Origin of the sequence: Bacillus halotolerans, from assembly GCF_001517105.1 — a bacterium.
GTDB classification, from domain to species: domain Bacteria; phylum Bacillota; class Bacilli; order Bacillales; family Bacillaceae; genus Bacillus; species Bacillus halotolerans.
In genome coordinates this window covers 39,632-55,333 of record NZ_LPVF01000011.1, presented here as the reverse complement: position 1 = coordinate 55,333, position 15,702 = coordinate 39,632, and the positions used below count along the sequence as shown (strand labels likewise).

The window sequence follows — 15,702 nt, the reverse complement described above, 5'->3', positions numbered from 1 at the left end:
TTTCATCCCCTTAATGTTTGAAGTGTCTGATGCCGGTGAATACCATAGCAATGCCGTACTCGTCCGCTTTTTTAATGGAATCCCCGTCACGGATAGATCCGCCTGGCTGGATGATAGCTGTAACGCCCGCTTTTGCCGCTTCCTCGACTGTATCCGGCATTGGGAAATATGCATCTGATCCGAGTGCGCTGCCTTTCGCTTTTTCCCCTGCCTGCTCGATTGCGATTTTCGCTGATCCGACGCGGTTCATTTGTCCGGCTCCTACACCTACTGTCATGTTATCTTTTGCGAGAACGATCGCATTTGATTTCACATGCTTCACGACTTTCCAAGCAAGCTTCAAGTCTTCCCACTCTTGCTCGTTCGGCTCTCTTTTTGTCGGGATGCTGATCTCTGCATCATCAAAGCCGTGCATATCTAAATCTTGAATCAGCAGCCCGCCTTGAACGGATGTCAGTTGTTTTTCTTTTTGAACGGCAGCTGTCACATCAAGTGTCAGCAGACGGAGATTTTTCTTCGCTGTCAGAACATCAAGCGCTTCTTCGCTGAATGAAGGCGCAATGATGATTTCTAAGAAAATATGATGAAGTGCTTCGGCTGTTGCCTTGTCCACTTCACGGTTCAACGCGATAATGCCGCCGAAGATCGATGTTTTATCTGCTTCGAACGCTCTGTCAAACGCTTCTGCGATCGTTTCGCCAGTTCCCACGCCGCACGGATTCATATGCTTCACAGCAACCGCAGCAGGCTCAGTGAATTCACGAACAATTTGAACAGCTGCGTCCGCATCTTTAATGTTGTTGTAAGAAAGCTCTTTGCCGTGCAGCTGTTCTGCTTGCGCAATAGATCCTTTGACAGGAAGCGCGCTTTGGTAGAATGTTGCTTCTTGATGAGGATTTTCCCCATAGCGAAGCGATTGTTTTTTCTCAAACGTAACGGTGAATTGCTCTGGTTCTTTTTCACCGACAACATTTGTCAGATAGTCAGCGATCAGCGCGTCATATGCCGCAGTGTGACGGAATACTTTTGCCGCCAGCTCGCGTTTTTTCTGAAGCGAAACATCGCCCTCTTCTTTGATTTGATTCAGAACAGGGCTGTAATCCGCTGGGTCAACGATAACCGTCACGTCCTGATGGTTTTTCGATGCCGCACGCAGCATGCCAGGTCCGCCGATATCAATGTTTTCAATAGCCTCTTCGTACGTCACATTCTCTTTAGAAATCGTTTCTTTAAATGGATAGAGGTTGACGACAACAAGGTCAATTGGCGCAATTCCGTGTTCATTGATCTGCGCCATATGCTCTTCGTTGCCGCGAACTGCAAGAAGACCGCCGTGAATATTCGGATGAAGCGTTTTTAAGCGCCCGTCCATAATTTCCGGAAAACCTGTCACTTCAGAAATTCCGATGACATCAACACCGTTTTCTTGAAGAAGCTTTTTTGTGCCGCCGGTTGAAATAACTTCAACGCCAAGCTCTGTCAGTTCTTTTACGAATGGAACAAGATTTGTTTTATCTGAAACACTGATTAGTGCGCGTTTAATGGTCATGCCTTTTCACCTCTGTTATTTAATCCTAATAGCTCTTTAATCACACTCGGATACCATTTATGCTCAAGCTTGTGAATCCGCTGTTCGATTGTTTCCAATGTATCGTGTTCGTCAATTTCGATTGCCTTTTGAGCGATGATCGGCCCTGTATCCATTCCTTCATCAACATAATGAACCGTAATCCCGGCAACCTTCACACCCGCCCGGTATGCCTGTCCCACTGCGTCTATTCCAGGGAAAGCAGGAAGAAGGGAAGGATGGATGTTGATGATTTTTCCTCCGTATGCCTGAAGCAGCGTATCACCGATCAGTCTCATATAGCCGGCCAAAACGATCAATTCTGCTTCATGAAGATGAAGCTGTTCAATTATGGCCCGTTCAAATGCAGCCTTGTTTTCATAAGACTTCGGCTCAAATGCAAAGGATGGAATCTGGAATCTTTCCGCCCGCTCGATGACTTTCGCCTGCGGCTTATCGCAAACGAGGAGCGAAACGGCTGCATCCCAGTTCTCCTCTTTCAAACGCGTGACGATGGCTTCAAAGTTTGAGCCGTTTCCGGATGCAAATACCGCAAACTTTTTCATGAAAGTGCAGCACCGCCGAATGTAACGCCTTCACCATGTTTCACTCGCCCGATCAAATAGGCTTTTTCGCCTTGGCTTTCAAGCTTTCCGATGACTTCAGTGAGATGTTCTTCTTTTACTGCAAGAACAAATCCGATGCCCATATTAAAGACGTTAAACATGTCTTCTTCTTTCAGCTTGCCGTGTTCCTGCAAGAAAGAGAAGATTGGCGGGATCGGCCAAGAGCCGTGATCGATTTCCGCACTTAAGCCTTCAGGAAGCATACGCGGAAGATTTTCGATAAATCCGCCGCCTGTTACGTGCGCCATACCATCAATGAGTCCGCTTTTCACAGCCGCAAGCACAGGCTTCACGTAAATTCTTGTCGGCTCAAGCAGTTCTTCGCCGAGCGGGCGTTCAAACGGCGCATACGTTTTGTCGAGATCAAGCTCTGCATCGTCAAGAAGCACCTTTCTCACAAGGGAAAACCCGTTGCTGTGAAGGCCGCTGGAGCTCAGGCCGATTAAAAGGTGACCTTCCTTGATGTTTTCTCCGGTCACGATTTCATCCTTTTCCGCCACACCAACTGAGAAACCTGCAATATCGTATTCATCAGCTGTATATAATCCAGGCATTTCAGCGGTTTCTCCGCCGACCAAGGCTGAACCTGATTGCTCACAGCCATCCGCAACGCCTTGTACGATCTGCTCGATTTTCACAGGGTCCGCTTTGCCGACCGCTAAATAGTCGAGAAAAAAGAGCGGCTCCGCACCTTGCGCAAGCACGTCATTGACACACATGGCAACAGCGTCTACACCAATCGTGTCATGTTTATCCATGGAAAAAGCCAGCTTTAATTTTGTGCCGACACCGTCTGTTCCCGAAATTAAAACAGGTTTCTGATAAGAAAGCTCCGACAGATCAAACATGCCGCCAAAGCCGCCAAGGCTGCCCATAACACCAAGCCTTTTCGTGCGCTCCACATGTTTTTTCATCCGTTTTACAGCTTCATATCCGGCTTCGATGTCAACTCCTGCGTTTTTATATGCTTCAGACATCCTATTCACTCCTTTAAGGCGCTTTTCAAAATATCTCTCCGAACAAGGGCAGAAAGAGAAAGGCAGCCAAACTGCGCTGCCTTTATGTCATTTTCAAGTTTTATTTGGTTAACACCGCTTCTTTTACATGAGGAAGCACAGTGTCCTGATAAATTTCAGTCGGATATTTCCCTGTAAAGCAAGCAAGACATTGTCCGCAATTCGAGTCTTCGTATTTTCTGCCGATTCCTTTCAGCAGCCCTTCGACACTCAAAAATGAGAGAGTGTCGGCTCCGATTTCCTGACGGATTTCTTCAACCGAGTGGGAGGACGCGATCAGTTCTTCATGTGTGGACGTATCAATGCCGTAAAAGCACGGATGAGCGATCGGCGGCGAACTGATTTTCACATGCACCTCTGTCGCACCCGCTTCTCTGAGCATTGTTACGATCCGGCGGCTTGTTGTTCCGCGCACGATGGAGTCATCCACCATAACGACGCGTTTCCCTTCAACAACACCGCGCACCGCAGAAAGCTTCATTCTGACGCCCTGCTCACGAAGAGCCTGAGACGGCTGAATAAACGTTCTGCCCACATAACGGTTTTTGATTAATCCAAGCTCGTACGGGATGCCTGTTGCTTCCGCGTAGCCGATAGCCGCTGAAATACTGGAATCCGGAACGCCTGTCACGACATCAGCTTCAACCGCTGATTCCTGAGCGAGCATTTTTCCAAGGCTTTTACGCGCACTGTGCACGTTAATGCCGTCAATATTGCTGTCAGGTCTTGAGAAATAAATGTACTCCATGCTGCAAATGGAACGGTTGATATTCATGGAGAAGCGCTCTGATTTCATGCCATCATCATTGATAATCAGCATTTCTCCCGGCTCCACCTCGCGAAGGTACGTCGCACCGACGACATCAAATGCGCATGTTTCTGACGCGACGACATAAGCGTCTCCCATCATGCCGATTGACAGCGGTCTAAGCCCGTTCGGGTCAAGCGCTACGATCATTTCTGTTTCAGTCATGATCAGGAACGCGTAGGCGCCTTTCAGCATGGAAAGCGAGTTTTTAATCTGATCCTTCAGCGTGAAGTGGCCGCTTCTTTTGATCAGGTGAGCCAAAACCTCTGTATCCGAAGAGGTCTGGAAGATGCTCCCTTGGTTTTCAAGCTGCTGCTTCAGCTGAGTGGCATTCACCAAGTTTCCGTTATGGGCAAGCGCCAGGCTGCCGTTGTTTTGAGAGCGGAAGAGGAGCGGCTGAACATTTTCATATCCGCCGCCGCCAGCCGTTGCGTACCGAACGTGTCCGATTGCGCCTTTCCCCTTTACTTTGCTGAGCTCACCGTTTTGAAATACTTCAGTGATCAGTCCTTGGCCTTTATGCGCCGTCAGCTTTTCACCGTCAGTCGCCACAATACCCGCGCCCTCCTGTCCTCTGTGCTGGAGGCTGTGAAGGCCGTAATACGTGATTTGCGGGGCTTCTTCATGCCCCCAAATCCCAAAAACGCCGCATTCTTCATTTAAGCCTTTGATTTCAGCAAGCATGGGATAGCTCCTTTCCACGCGCGTTCAAGCTCTTTTGTCTGCGCGTGAATCAATTGTTGTCCGTCTTGGTTTTGAATGCTCAGAAGTCCGTCAGCTGTTACCTTACCGATATGAACCGCATCTTGTACAGCTGCTTCAAACGCTGCTTGATGTTCTTTTTTCACAGAAACGACGAAGCGGGATTGAGATTCAGAGAATAATAACGCTGCTTCCCCTTCAACAGTCACGTTAGCGCCAAGGTTTTCCGTCGTCATGACACTTTCAGCAATCGCTACGCCTAAGCCGCCTTCAGATACATCGTGCGCTGATTGAACAAAGCCTTGTTTGATCGCCTCAAGCAGTGCCTTTTGGCGTGCCTGTTCTACATCTAGATCGATTTGCGGCGCTTTGCCGTAAATGCGGCCTTCTGTCATTTTTTGCAGCTCGCTTCCGGCAAACTCAGGTTTTGTTTCGCCGATGACGTACACGAGGTCGCCCGCTTGTTTGAAATACTGCGTTGTGATGTGTGCTGTATCTTCAATTAAACCGACCATGCCGATCACAGGTGTCGGGTAGATCGCCGTTCCGTTTGATTCGTTGTAAAGCGATACGTTTCCGCCGATCACAGGTGTGCTGAGAACGTTGCACGCCTCACTGATGCCGTCAGCCGCTTTTTCAATCTGCCAGAAGATTTCCGGTTTTTCCGGGTTTCCAAAGTTCAGGTTATCTGTAACCGCAAGCGGTTCTGCACCTGAGCAAACGATGTTGCGCGCCGCTTCAGCGACAGCGATTTTTCCGCCGACCTCTGGATCAAGGTAGAGATAACGGGCGTTACAGTCAGTTGTCATCGCCAGCGCCTTTTTCGTTCCGCGGATTCTGAGAACACCCGCATCAGACCCAGGAGCGACAACTGTATTCGTCCGCACCATGTAGTCATACTGGTCGTAAACCCACTCTTTGCTTGCGATCGTCGGCTGCTGCAGGAGCGCCTTCAGTGTTTCATTCGCATCGTCAATTTGAGGAGCCGGTACATCCGTCTCTAAAAATTCACGGTAGTAAGCAGGCTCTTGAGAAGGCTTGTGGTAGACCGGCGCCTCTTCTGCCAAGGCATCAACAGGGAGCTCGCATACAACCTCACCTTTATGTGTCAGGCGCAGCAGTTTATCATCTGTTACACGTCCGACAGAAACCGCTTCAAGATCATACTTGTCAAAAATATCGATGATTTCCTGCTCACGTCCGCGCTCGATAACAAGCAGCATCCGTTCCTGTGATTCAGAAAGCATCATTTCATAAGCAGTCATGCCTGTTTCACGCTGCGGAATCAAGTCAAGATTCATTTCAATGCCTGAACCCGCTTTACTTGCCATTTCCGCGCTTGAGCTGGTCAGACCGGCAGCTCCCATGTCCTGAATGCCGACTAGGGCGTCACATTGAATGACTTCCAGACATGCTTCAAGCAAAAGCTTCTCCATAAACGGATCGCCGACTTGAACCGCGGAACGCTTTTCTTCAGAAGCATCAGACATTTCTTCAGACGCAAACGTAGCGCCGTGAATTCCGTCTCGCCCTGTTTTAGCGCCGACGTACATGACCGTGTTGCCGACACCCTTTGCCTGGCCTTTTTTGATGTCTTCATGATTGATTAATCCGACGCACATTGCGTTGACAAGCGGATTTCCTTCATAGCTGCTGTCAAATTGCACTTCGCCGCCGACTGTCGGGATTCCGATGCAGTTCCCGTATCCGGCGATACCTGCTACTACTTCTTCAAACAAGTACTTCACGCGCGGTGAAGTCAGTTCACCAAATCGAAGAGAGTTTAATACAGCGATAGGACGCGCCCCCATTGAAAAGACATCACGGATTATGCCGCCTACGCCAGTCGCAGCGCCTTGGTACGGTTCGATGGCTGATGGATGGTTATGCGATTCAATTTTGAACACAACCGCTTGGTTGTCACCGATATCAACGATTCCGGCACCTTCCCCCGGACCTTGCAGCACGCGTTCGCCGCTCGTCGGGAATTTACGCAAAATCGGCTTTGAGTTCTTGTAGCTGCAATGCTCTGACCACATGACTGAAAAAATTCCGATTTCTGTGTAGTTCGGCAATCTGCCAAGAATGGATTCAATCAATGCAAACTCATCATCACTGACACCCATTTGCTGATATAATTTCTCTTCTTTAATTTGTTCTTTACTTGGTTCAAGCAGTAGTGACATGAGTTTCCCTCCAATTTTTCACGATAGACTGAAACAATGTAAGACCGTCGGCGCTTCCAAGCAGTTCATCGACCGCGCGCTCAGGATGAGGCATCATGCCTAATACATTTCCTTTTTCATTAACAACACCGGCAATATCGCTGACACTTCCGTTAATATCGGAACCGTATGTGAAAGCAATTTGATTGTTTTCTTTTAATGAAGCAAGCGTTTCATCATCACAGTAGAAGTTCCCTTCACCGTGGGCAACCGGAACCGTAATCGCTTGGCCCTTTTCATAGGAAGAGGTGAATAATGTTTCGTCGTTCTGCACGATTAATTCAACCGGACGGCAAATGAACTTCAAGTCTTTGTTGCGTCTCATTGCACCTGGCAGAAGGCCAAGCTCCTGTAAAATCTGAAATCCGTTGCAGACGCCGAGAACAGGTTTTCCTTCAGCCGCTGCCTGTTTTACAGCTGGCATAATATTCGCAAAACGGGCGATGGCGCCGCATCTCAAGTAATCTCCGTAAGAAAAACCTCCCGGAATTAACACCCCGTCAAAGCCGTCAAGGCTTGTTTCCTCGTGCCAGACGTATTCCACATCATGACCGAGTTCATCCTTTACGGCGTGAAACATATCGATATCACAGTTAGAGCCAGGTAACACAATCACCGCAAATTTCACTGTGCGACTACCTCCTCAACCTCGTATCTGTAATCTTCAATCACTGTATTCGCAAGAAGTTTTTCGCACATTTCTTTGACTAGCACGTCAAGATCACGGTCAGACTTTTCGATTGTTAGCTCCATGTATTTCCCGATGCGCACGTCTGCGACTTCCTTGTAAGACATACTGTGCAAGGCATGCTGGACAGCGCTCCCTTGTGGATCTAGTACACTTTCTTTTAAGCTGACATAAACTTTTACTTTATACATGATGAATGCCTCCCAGTCTTTTGAAAATCTCTTCGTATGCGTCGGTTAAGCTTCCCAGATTGCGTCTGAATAAATCTTTGTCCAGCTTCTCGTTCGTGTCTTTATCCCACAAGCGGCATGTGTCAGGTGAAATTTCATCCGCCAAAAGCACTTGCCCGTCTGCATCTAGACCGAATTCAAGCTTGAAATCTATTAATCTGACATGACAATCGTCAAAAATGGTTTGAAGCTCTTCGTTTACTGTTTTTGTAATGGACTTAATGGTTTGTACCTGTTCAGGAGTCGCCGCTTTTAAGAGCCAAATATGATCTTCTGTGATGAGCGGATCACCCAGCGCGTCATCCTTGTAGTAAAACTCGATAATCGGCTGTTCAAGCTTCGTGCCTTCTGGAATGCCGAGACGTTTGGACATGCTTCCTGCCACAACATTTCTGACGACGACTTCAAGCGGCACAATCGTTACCTTTTTAATGAGCTGCTCTGTTTCTGAAATGCGCTCGATAAAGTGGTTGTTAACCCCTTTTTCGTGAAGGTGTTTGAAAATCAGGCTTGAGATCTCATTGTTTAAGCGCCCTTTGCCGCTGATTTCCGCCTTTTTTTCTCCGTTAAAGGCAGTTGCAGAATCTTTATACACCACATACAGCGTGTTTTCGTCGTCGGTTTTGTAAATCTTTTTCGCTTTTCCTTCATATAAAAGTTCATTCTTCACAATATTCACGGAAGGCCTCCTAACCCGAATGTTGGGAATTTTCAAACTAAGGCGGCGCGGAAGAAGCCGCCTAAACGCTTCTTCTATGCTAAACCTAAACGTTCAAAGATCAGATCCACATTTTTCAGATGGTAATGATAATCAAAGCAGTCAGCAATTTTTTCCGGAGAAAGACGGGAAGTGATTTTCTCTTCCGCTTCCACAAGCTCACGGAACGGTACTTGCTTTTCCCATGCCTCCATTGCTTTCGGCTGCACTGTGTCATAAGCTTCTTCACGAGTCAGGCCTGTGTCAATCAATGCCAATAGCACGCGCTGAGAGTAGATCAGCCCCAATGTACGGTCCATGTTGCGCTTCATGTTTTCCGGGAAGACCGTTAAGTTCTTCACGATGTTGGAGAAGCGGTTCAGCATGTAATTCAGCGCGATTGTCGCATCCGGAAGAATAATTCGCTCCGCTGAAGAATGAGAAATATCGCGCTCATGCCATAATGGAACATTTTCGTAAGCTGTCATCATGTAGCCGCGGATGACACGCGCTATACCTGTCATGTTTTCAGAACCGATCGGATTCCGTTTATGCGGCATAGCTGATGAACCTTTTTGCCCTTTCGCAAAAAATTCCTCGACCTCGCGTGTTTCACTCTTTTGCAGTCCGCGGATTTCAACTGCGAATTTCTCAATGCTTGTCGCAATCAAAGCAAGTGTCGCCATATAATCAGCATGGCGGTCACGCTGAAGCGTTTGTGTTGAAATCGGTGCGGCTTTCAGGCCGAGTTTCTCACAAACATACTGCTCTACAAACGGATCAATGTTCGCGTATGTGCCGACAGCACCGGAAATCTTACCAACCTCGATGCCTTCCTTCGCTTGTTTAAAGCGTTCCAGATTGCGTTTCATTTCTTCGTGCCAAAGCGCCAGTTTTAAACCAAATGTTGTAGGCTCTGCGTGTACGCCGTGTGTACGGCCCATCATGACGGTGTATTTATGTTCTTTCGCTTTTTCTTTTATAATGTCAACAAATCTCTCAAGGTCCTTGAGCAGAATGTCATTTGCCTGTTTTAATAAGTAAGAAAGAGCGGTATCTACGACGTCAGTTGACGTTAAGCCATAATGCACCCATTTTCTTTCTTCGCCCAATGATTCGGATACAGCGCGCGTAAAAGCAACTACGTCATGGCGCGTGTCCTGTTCGATTTCTAATATGCGGTTGATGTCAAATGACGCGTTTTCGCGCATCAGCTTTACGTCTTCTTTTGGAATAACGCCAAGCTCCGCCCACGCTTCACAGGCTAGAATTTCAACCTCTAACCATGCTTGAAATCTGTTTTCATCCGTCCAAATCGCGGACATTTCAGGTCTTGAATAACGTTCGATCATTCTGCTTGTCCTCCGTCTCTATTTCTCCATTTATTTGTGATCTCCTGAATCCATTCGTCTTCAGGCTGCTTCATAAAAGTAATATGCCCCATTTTGCGGCCTTTTTTGATTTCATGTTTTCCGTATACATAAAGCTTTGCTTCTTTTAAAAGCTCCGGCTCTTCCTCTGGGATCTTCACTTCATCGCCGAGAAGATTCACCATCATACCAGGCTTCAGCAGCTCCGTTTTTCCAAGCGGAAGGCCGCAGACCGCTCTGATATGCTGTTCAAACTGGCTCGTTTCGCAAAGGTCCAGCGTGTAATGTCCTGAATTGTGCGGTCTTGGCGCCAGTTCATTAACCAAAAGCTCATCGCCCTCTGTCAGGAACATTTCAACAGCAAGCGGTCCGACAAGGTTCAGCTCATCTGCGAGCTTAACGGCCAGCTCAGCAGCCTTTTCCTGAATCCTTTCTTCAACCCGCGCAGGCACGATGCTTTGGAACAGAATATTATTGTGGTGAATGTTTTCTGCGGCCGGAAACGTCGAAATCTCTCCGTTTACCGATCTGACGACAATCACGGACAGTTCCATTTTAAAAGAAACCCAGCTTTCGAGAATGCAAGTTCCGTGCTCTAAAAGAGCTGAAGCCTCTTCTATTTGTGACGTTTCCTTGATGACAAATTGGCCTTTGCCGTCATATCCGCCGCGGCATGTTTTCAGCACTGCGGGAAGCCCCAGCGACTGAACCGCCTCTTTGAGCTCATCCATTGTTTTGACGATGCGGTAAGGTGCAACTTCACAGCCCGCGGATTGAATCGCTTTTTTCTCAGTTTCACGGTTTTGGGTAATGAGCAGCAGCTCACTTCCTTGCGGGAGATACGCATGGCCTTTCAGCCAATGCAGCGCATCATAATCGATGTTTTCAAACTCATACGTGATAATATCGCTGATTTCAGCCAATTTCCGAATCGCTTCGCGGTCGTTGTATGAAGCGGTGATTTCAATATCCGCGACCTGCCCGCACGGCGAGTCTTTTACCGGATCGACGACCGCGACTTTATACCCCATTTGTTTTGCGGAGACAGCCATCATTTTTCCAAGCTGTCCGCCGCCGATCATGCCGATGACGGCTCCCGGATAGATGATTTGATTAGACAAGCTGATCACTGCTTTCTAACACTGTTTGTTTTGTATTTTCTCTTCTCTCATCCAGCTTACGGGCAAGATCCTCGTCAAAAGCTGACAAAATTTGCGCCGCTAACAGGCCTGCGTTCACAGCGCCCGCTTTTCCGATGGCTGTTGTGGCAACCGGCACGCCTCCAGGCATTTGCACGATGGAAAGAAGTGAATCGAGTCCGTTCAGCGCCTTGGATTGAACCGGAACGCCGATGACCGGCAGCGTCGTTTTAGCAGCTGTCATCCCCGGCAGATGCGCCGCTCCTCCAGCACCGGCGATAATGACCTTGATGCCTCTTTCTCTGGCTGTTTCAGCGTACTCAAACATGAAATCAGGCGTCCGGTGAGCGGAAACCACCTTCTTTTCGTACGGCACTTCAAGTTCTTCAAGTATGTCGCATGCGTTTTTCATTGTCTCCCAATCGGAAGTGCTTCCCATGATGATTCCTACTAGCGGCTGCATTCTGTTCCCACCTTCTAATGCTTTAGTTTTCAGAAAATAAAAAATACCCGGCTTTGTATTGACTTATGAGGAAGCAATACAAACCGGGCATGGTGCATGTATCGGCAGTCGTTCGCTTCTGCGATATATCCATGTCAGTTTTATCGATCACTTTCCTGCATAGTCCGGCAATTTACGGTTGCCGGGTAGAAACTTATGGGCCATATTCCCAAGATTATATGAGGTCGTGTTTTGATTTCATGTTTATCTTAACAACGGACTTGGATAATGTCAACGATATTATCGAACGATACAAAAATTCATTCTTCTAATGTTCGTGTTTTAGATCAATTTCCCTTCAAATACGATTTTTTTTCCGCACGGAACGATCTGAATTGACCCATTTTCCATCTTTTCCTTGAAAATCGGCTCTTCCATTCGACGTACAGGCATATATCCTTCTTCTTTCATTTGCTGAAGCACTGCTTCTATCGTTTGCTGTTCTGTCACTTCAAACTTTTTCTTCTTCGGCTTTGCCATTATTCTTTAATTCTCCTCTTCTTCACCGCTTTGACCCAGAAGCCGCCGTGGATCGTTTTTGGTTCATACGCAATAATAAAAGCTTTCGAATCAAGCGTTTTAATCGTATCATACAGCTGCAGCTCATATCTTCTCGGCGTCAAAATCTGCAGGGCCGTGCGGTCGCCTTCAAGCCCGCCGGCCACCCAATTCGTTACGCCGTAGCCTTTTTCACGAAGCTGCCTTGGAAGATCGAGGTCAAGCTCTTTTGTAATCACATTGACCATAATATAGCCAAGCGCCAGTTTTTCTTCGATTTTCATGCCGACAATAACGCCCAAACCATAGCCGAGTGCGTACGCAATCACGTTTTGAATCTGGTCTAAGTTATCAAGCACAAGGCTCAGCCCTGTCACATAAACCAGAATTTCAATGGTGCTGATTCCGGCCGCTAAATACCGCTGGCCTTTCAGTGTTAAAATCATTCTTATTGTAAAAAATGATACATAAACAACATTGATAATCAGAATAATGAGAACCATTGCTAATCCGTTTGATAATAAGGTTTGCATCATTTTATAAAACCTCCTTACTCATTCAACTTACGTAAAGCATTCATATTCTACTAGAGAATTGAACCCTTTACAATCAGCTATGGCCGTCATCGCAGGCAAAATTTTTCGACACACTCTCTTCATCACTCAGCAATAGTTTACCCTCTTTCTGTCCTTTTCAAAATCCAAACAAAAAAGCCCGCTTTTCAGCAGACTCATTTTTCTTTATCTATTGTCACATCTCTTTTTTCATTTTCCGAAGGGACTCATATTCTTTCTCAAGTTCACTCAGCGTATAATCAGCGAGCTGTTCCCCTCTTCCGCGATAAAATTCTGAGAGCATTAATTTGGTTTTTAAAAATTCCTTCTTTTGATAAATCGCCTGACGAAGTAAATGGGCCATGTCCATCATCCTCCACCGCATTTTCCTCATCATACACGGATTAATCCTACAATTCAACTGTGTTTTTTAGATATATTTGTAAAAACTGTGACATCAAAAAAACCGGCGTTTTCAGCCGGTTTTTTTACATTAAAGCGGGATAAGCGATGCCGTAAAATATTCAGAAATAAACGGCCAAGTCACTGCCGCAAACAGCAGCGCAACTGCTAAAACAGCAAACACACAATAGATATAGTCAATCGGTGCCTCGCTTGCCGCCTGATACAGACGCTGTACATATAACGCCATCATAAAGAAGATCGAAAACAGCATTAACACTGTAAAAAGGACAGTCAGCATCGGTACATTCACGATCGCAAATATCATCCAAATGATTGAAACGGCGATCACCGGAACAAGCAATGAGCCAAAACCAGCCGCAGCTTCCTTGAATGATACCTTTTGCTTCATCATATACCGAGACACGGCCCATATGGAGAAGACCATAACAGCAAAAAAGACGAGCATATACACAAGAACAACAAAAAATCCGTCATAAAACGCGTGATGGCGCTCTCCAAAACCAAGCGGCCTGTTCCAGCTCGCCTTTAACTGAAACCAGTTTCCGATTGAAAAAACGATACTAAATATGAGCATTGAAATAAGACCATATTTATAATGAGAGAAACCATCTGCCACAACAGTTTTCGCCGGGGACTTTAATATTGAAAAAGCAAAGCCGCAATATCTGTTAATGGCTGCCCAAACAGAGGATAGCTTTTCTTTCACAGACGATTCTACGCGTTCCTTATGTTGTTTCTGCTTTTGTTTCTGCTTTTGCTTGCTTTGGCGGCTGGCTTTTCTGGACATCCGCGAAAGCGGCTCTTCATCTATTCCTTCATTCTGGTTAACTTCTTCTTCAAACGTTTCTTTTCTTTCTTCCGTCATGTTAGCAACTCCTATCAAAAATATACGGCGGAATACCATTCAGTAAGAAAATAAAACACTTATATAAGGTACCGAAGCCTTCCTGAACAGTCAAGTCATTTCCATTTAAGTAAACAATGGCGGCACATCTACATGACGGTATATGATATGAAATGGTTTTGCCTTTCGCAACAAAATAAAAAACCAGCCGCAACATCGCAGCTGGTTTTCATTCATTATTTCAAGAAAATAAAGTAAAGAATAAATACAACAAACAGTCCGTACATGATCGGATGAACCTCTTTGGCTTTACCTTTGCACACCATTGTAATCGGGTAGAAAATAAATCCGATCGCAATCCCAGTCGCAATGCTGTACGTTAGCGGCATCATGATCATTGTAAGGAAAGCGGGAACCGCCACTTCAAACTTATCCCAAGCGATTTTGCCAAGCGGCGCTACCATTAGTGCACCGACAATGATTAGTGCCGGAGCTGTTACATTTGACGTAACGACTGATAGAAGCGGCGAGAAAAACATAGCGAGTAAAAAGAGAAACCCTGTTACAATTGCCGCAAATCCGGAACGAGCGCCCGCAGCAACACCCGAGCTTGATTCCACATAAGACGTTGTCGTAGACGTCCCAAGCACGGAGCCGATAACGATGGAAGTTGAGTCAGCTAAAAGCGCACGGCCCGCACGCGGCAATTTGTTTTCCTTCATTAAACCAGCCTGTGTTGCCACAGCAACCAGTGTACCAGCCGTATCAAAAAATCCGACAAACAAGAATGTTAAAATGACGATCAGCATTTGCACAGAGAAAATATCCGGCAAGTGAATCCAAGCTTGTCCAAAGGTCGATTCAAGGCTCGGCACACTTCCGACGATTTGAGACGGAACCGGAACCAAACCGAAAATCATCCCGGCAATCGCCGTTAACAGCATCCCGATAAACACGCCAGCGTTCACGCGAAGCACCATCAAAATAACCGTTACGATGACACCGAAAATCGTTAACAGCACAGGACCGCTGTGAATGTTTCCGATTGTGACAAGGGTTGAAGGATTCGATGCAATAATTCCTGAGCCCTGCAAGCCGACAAATGTAATAAATAGGCCAATCCCCGCTCCGACTGCCAATTTCAGCTCAGGCGGAATGGCGTTAATGATTTTTTCACGAAAACCTGTTAAAGAAAGAGCAACAAAGATCAGTCCTGAAATGAAAACACCAGACAAAGCGGCCTGCCAGGAAATCCCCATACCGAGAACAACAGAAAACGCAAAAAACGCGTTCAGCCCCATACCGGGCGCAATGGCAATCGGATATCTTGCAATCAATCCCATTAAGATACAGCCTGCTGCAGACGCCAAAGCTGTCGCCGTAAAGACCGCGCCTTGATCTATTCTCAATGCTTCCGGAAAATCTTTCACACTTTCCAAAGCAAGCGTAATCGGATTGACGAACAGGATATACGCCATGGATAAAAAGGTCGTTAATCCGCCGATGATCTCGTTGCGATAGCTGGTGCCCAGCTCATCAAACTGAAAAAACTTTTTCAAGCTATTTGACTCCCTTCACTCTTTGCTATTTATCCTGCCCTGAAATCGCCAAATAAAAAACGCCCCAATATATTTTGGGACGCTTGACTACAGACGGATTTCAGTTTGAATAAATAAACGTGTTTTATTTATATCAAACGAAAGAAATGTTTACGTAGTCAAGCCATTTACGGTAGCTTGGTAGAAACTTGCGGGCCATATCCCCGCGATTATACGAATTCATCTTATTTGATTTCTGAGTCTATTGTACC

General features: G+C 46.5%; 16 protein-coding genes and 2 riboswitches. All 16 genes read right to left on the bottom strand.

Annotated features, from left to right (window positions below; all coding sequences use genetic code 11):
• Positions 1-10: 10 nt before the first annotated feature.
• Positions 11-1,549, bottom strand: a complete 1,539-nt coding sequence (gene purH / locus AU387_RS14045) for a bifunctional phosphoribosylaminoimidazolecarboxamide formyltransferase/IMP cyclohydrolase (protein ID WP_059335946.1) — start codon at positions 1,547-1,549, stop codon at positions 11-13.
• Positions 1,546-2,133 (bottom strand): phosphoribosylglycinamide formyltransferase, encoded by a 588-nt coding sequence (gene purN, locus AU387_RS14040; protein WP_059335945.1) that lies wholly within the window; start codon positions 2,131-2,133, stop codon positions 1,546-1,548. The genes purH and purN overlap by 4 nt, the downstream gene beginning before the upstream one ends.
• Entirely contained in the window at positions 2,130-3,170 is a 1,041-nt protein-coding gene (gene purM, locus AU387_RS14035) for a phosphoribosylformylglycinamidine cyclo-ligase (protein ID WP_059335944.1), read from the bottom strand. The genes purN and purM overlap by 4 nt, the downstream gene beginning before the upstream one ends.
• 100 nt (positions 3,171-3,270) lie before the next feature.
• Positions 3,271-4,701, bottom strand: a complete 1,431-nt coding sequence (gene purF, locus AU387_RS14030; protein WP_024120445.1) for an amidophosphoribosyltransferase — start codon at positions 4,699-4,701, stop codon at positions 3,271-3,273.
• Entirely contained in the window at positions 4,677-6,905 is a 2,229-nt protein-coding gene (gene purL / locus AU387_RS14025; RefSeq protein WP_059335943.1) for a phosphoribosylformylglycinamidine synthase subunit PurL, read from the bottom strand. Before purL ends, purF begins: the two co-directional genes overlap by 25 nt.
• Positions 6,889-7,572, bottom strand: a complete 684-nt coding sequence (gene purQ, locus AU387_RS14020; RefSeq protein ID WP_044152779.1) for a phosphoribosylformylglycinamidine synthase subunit PurQ — start codon at positions 7,570-7,572, stop codon at positions 6,889-6,891. Before purQ ends, purL begins: the two co-directional genes overlap by 17 nt.
• On the bottom strand, positions 7,569-7,823 hold the full coding sequence (gene purS, locus AU387_RS14015) for a phosphoribosylformylglycinamidine synthase subunit PurS (RefSeq protein ID WP_010333246.1): 255 nt from the start codon (positions 7,821-7,823) through the stop codon (positions 7,569-7,571). Before purS ends, purQ begins: the two co-directional genes overlap by 4 nt.
• A complete protein-coding gene (purC, locus tag AU387_RS14010) occupies positions 7,816-8,541 on the bottom strand; it encodes a phosphoribosylaminoimidazolesuccinocarboxamide synthase (protein ID WP_059335942.1) in 726 nt (241 codons plus the stop codon). Before purC ends, purS begins: the two co-directional genes overlap by 8 nt.
• A 74-nt stretch (positions 8,542-8,615) precedes the next feature.
• The gene (purB, locus tag AU387_RS14005; RefSeq protein ID WP_044152783.1) at positions 8,616-9,911 is read right to left on the bottom strand and encodes an adenylosuccinate lyase; all 1,296 of its coding nucleotides are present in this window, start codon (positions 9,909-9,911) and stop codon (positions 8,616-8,618) included.
• Positions 9,908-11,050, bottom strand: coding sequence for a 5-(carboxyamino)imidazole ribonucleotide synthase (gene purK / locus AU387_RS14000; RefSeq protein ID WP_059335941.1), 1,143 nt, complete (start codon positions 11,048-11,050; stop codon positions 9,908-9,910). Before purK ends, purB begins: the two co-directional genes overlap by 4 nt.
• A complete protein-coding gene (purE, locus tag AU387_RS13995; RefSeq protein WP_024120439.1) occupies positions 11,043-11,531 on the bottom strand; it encodes a 5-(carboxyamino)imidazole ribonucleotide mutase in 489 nt (162 codons plus the stop codon). The genes purK and purE overlap by 8 nt, the downstream gene beginning before the upstream one ends.
• A 140-nt stretch (positions 11,532-11,671) precedes the next feature.
• Positions 11,672-11,773, bottom strand: a riboswitch (purine riboswitch).
• Between the two features lie 79 nt (positions 11,774-11,852).
• A complete protein-coding gene (locus AU387_RS13990) occupies positions 11,853-12,050 on the bottom strand; it encodes an NETI motif-containing protein (RefSeq protein WP_044152785.1) in 198 nt (65 codons plus the stop codon).
• Positions 12,050-12,604, bottom strand: coding sequence for a DUF2179 domain-containing protein (locus tag AU387_RS13985; RefSeq protein ID WP_024120437.1), 555 nt, complete (start codon positions 12,602-12,604; stop codon positions 12,050-12,052). Before AU387_RS13985 ends, AU387_RS13990 begins: the two co-directional genes overlap by 1 nt.
• A 214-nt stretch (positions 12,605-12,818) precedes the next feature.
• Positions 12,819-12,986, bottom strand: coding sequence for a Fur-regulated basic protein FbpA (locus AU387_RS20690; protein WP_010333239.1), 168 nt, complete (start codon positions 12,984-12,986; stop codon positions 12,819-12,821).
• 129 nt (positions 12,987-13,115) lie between these two features.
• Positions 13,116-13,913: a hypothetical protein gene (locus AU387_RS13980; RefSeq protein ID WP_024120436.1), complete on the bottom strand. Its 798-nt coding sequence runs from the start codon at positions 13,911-13,913 to the stop codon at positions 13,116-13,118.
• A gap of 215 nt (positions 13,914-14,128) precedes the next feature.
• Complete coding sequence (gene pbuG, locus AU387_RS13975) at positions 14,129-15,451, bottom strand: hypoxanthine/guanine permease PbuG (protein WP_024120435.1); 1,323 nt, start codon at positions 15,449-15,451, stop codon at positions 14,129-14,131.
• A 135-nt stretch (positions 15,452-15,586) separates the two neighbouring features.
• Positions 15,587-15,688: riboswitch (purine riboswitch) on the bottom strand.
• Positions 15,689-15,702 lie beyond the last annotated feature (14 nt).

What these genes read in the sequence shown, in the direction of transcription:
- purH (WP_059335946.1), bottom strand. Translation starts at nt 1,549, where the DNA reads ATGACCATTAAACGCGCACTAATCAGTGTTTCAGATAAAACAAATCTT.
- purN (WP_059335945.1), bottom strand. Translation starts at nt 2,133, where the DNA reads ATGAAAAAGTTTGCGGTATTTGCATCCGGAAACGGCTCAAACTTTGAA.
- purM (WP_059335944.1), bottom strand. Translation starts at nt 3,170, where the DNA reads ATGTCTGAAGCATATAAAAACGCAGGAGTTGACATCGAAGCCGGATAT.
- purF (WP_024120445.1), bottom strand. Translation starts at nt 4,701, where the DNA reads ATGCTTGCTGAAATCAAAGGCTTAAATGAAGAATGCGGCGTTTTTGGG.
- purL (WP_059335943.1), bottom strand. Translation starts at nt 6,905, where the DNA reads ATGTCACTACTGCTTGAACCAAGTAAAGAACAAATTAAAGAAGAGAAA.
- purS (WP_010333246.1), bottom strand. Translation starts at nt 7,823, where the DNA reads ATGTATAAAGTAAAAGTTTATGTCAGCTTAAAAGAAAGTGTACTAGAT.
- purB (WP_044152783.1), bottom strand. Translation starts at nt 9,911, where the DNA reads ATGATCGAACGTTATTCAAGACCTGAAATGTCCGCGATTTGGACGGAT.
- purE (WP_024120439.1), bottom strand. Translation starts at nt 11,531, where the DNA reads ATGCAGCCGCTAGTAGGAATCATCATGGGAAGCACTTCCGATTGGGAG.
- AU387_RS13990 (WP_044152785.1), bottom strand. Translation starts at nt 12,050, where the DNA reads ATGGCAAAGCCGAAGAAGAAAAAGTTTGAAGTGACAGAACAGCAAACG.
- AU387_RS13985 (WP_024120437.1), bottom strand. Translation starts at nt 12,604, where the DNA reads ATGATGCAAACCTTATTATCAAACGGATTAGCAATGGTTCTCATTATT.
- AU387_RS20690 (WP_010333239.1), bottom strand. Translation starts at nt 12,986, where the DNA reads ATGGCCCATTTACTTCGTCAGGCGATTTATCAAAAGAAGGAATTTTTA.
- AU387_RS13980 (WP_024120436.1), bottom strand. Translation starts at nt 13,913, where the DNA reads ATGACGGAAGAAAGAAAAGAAACGTTTGAAGAAGAAGTTAACCAGAAT.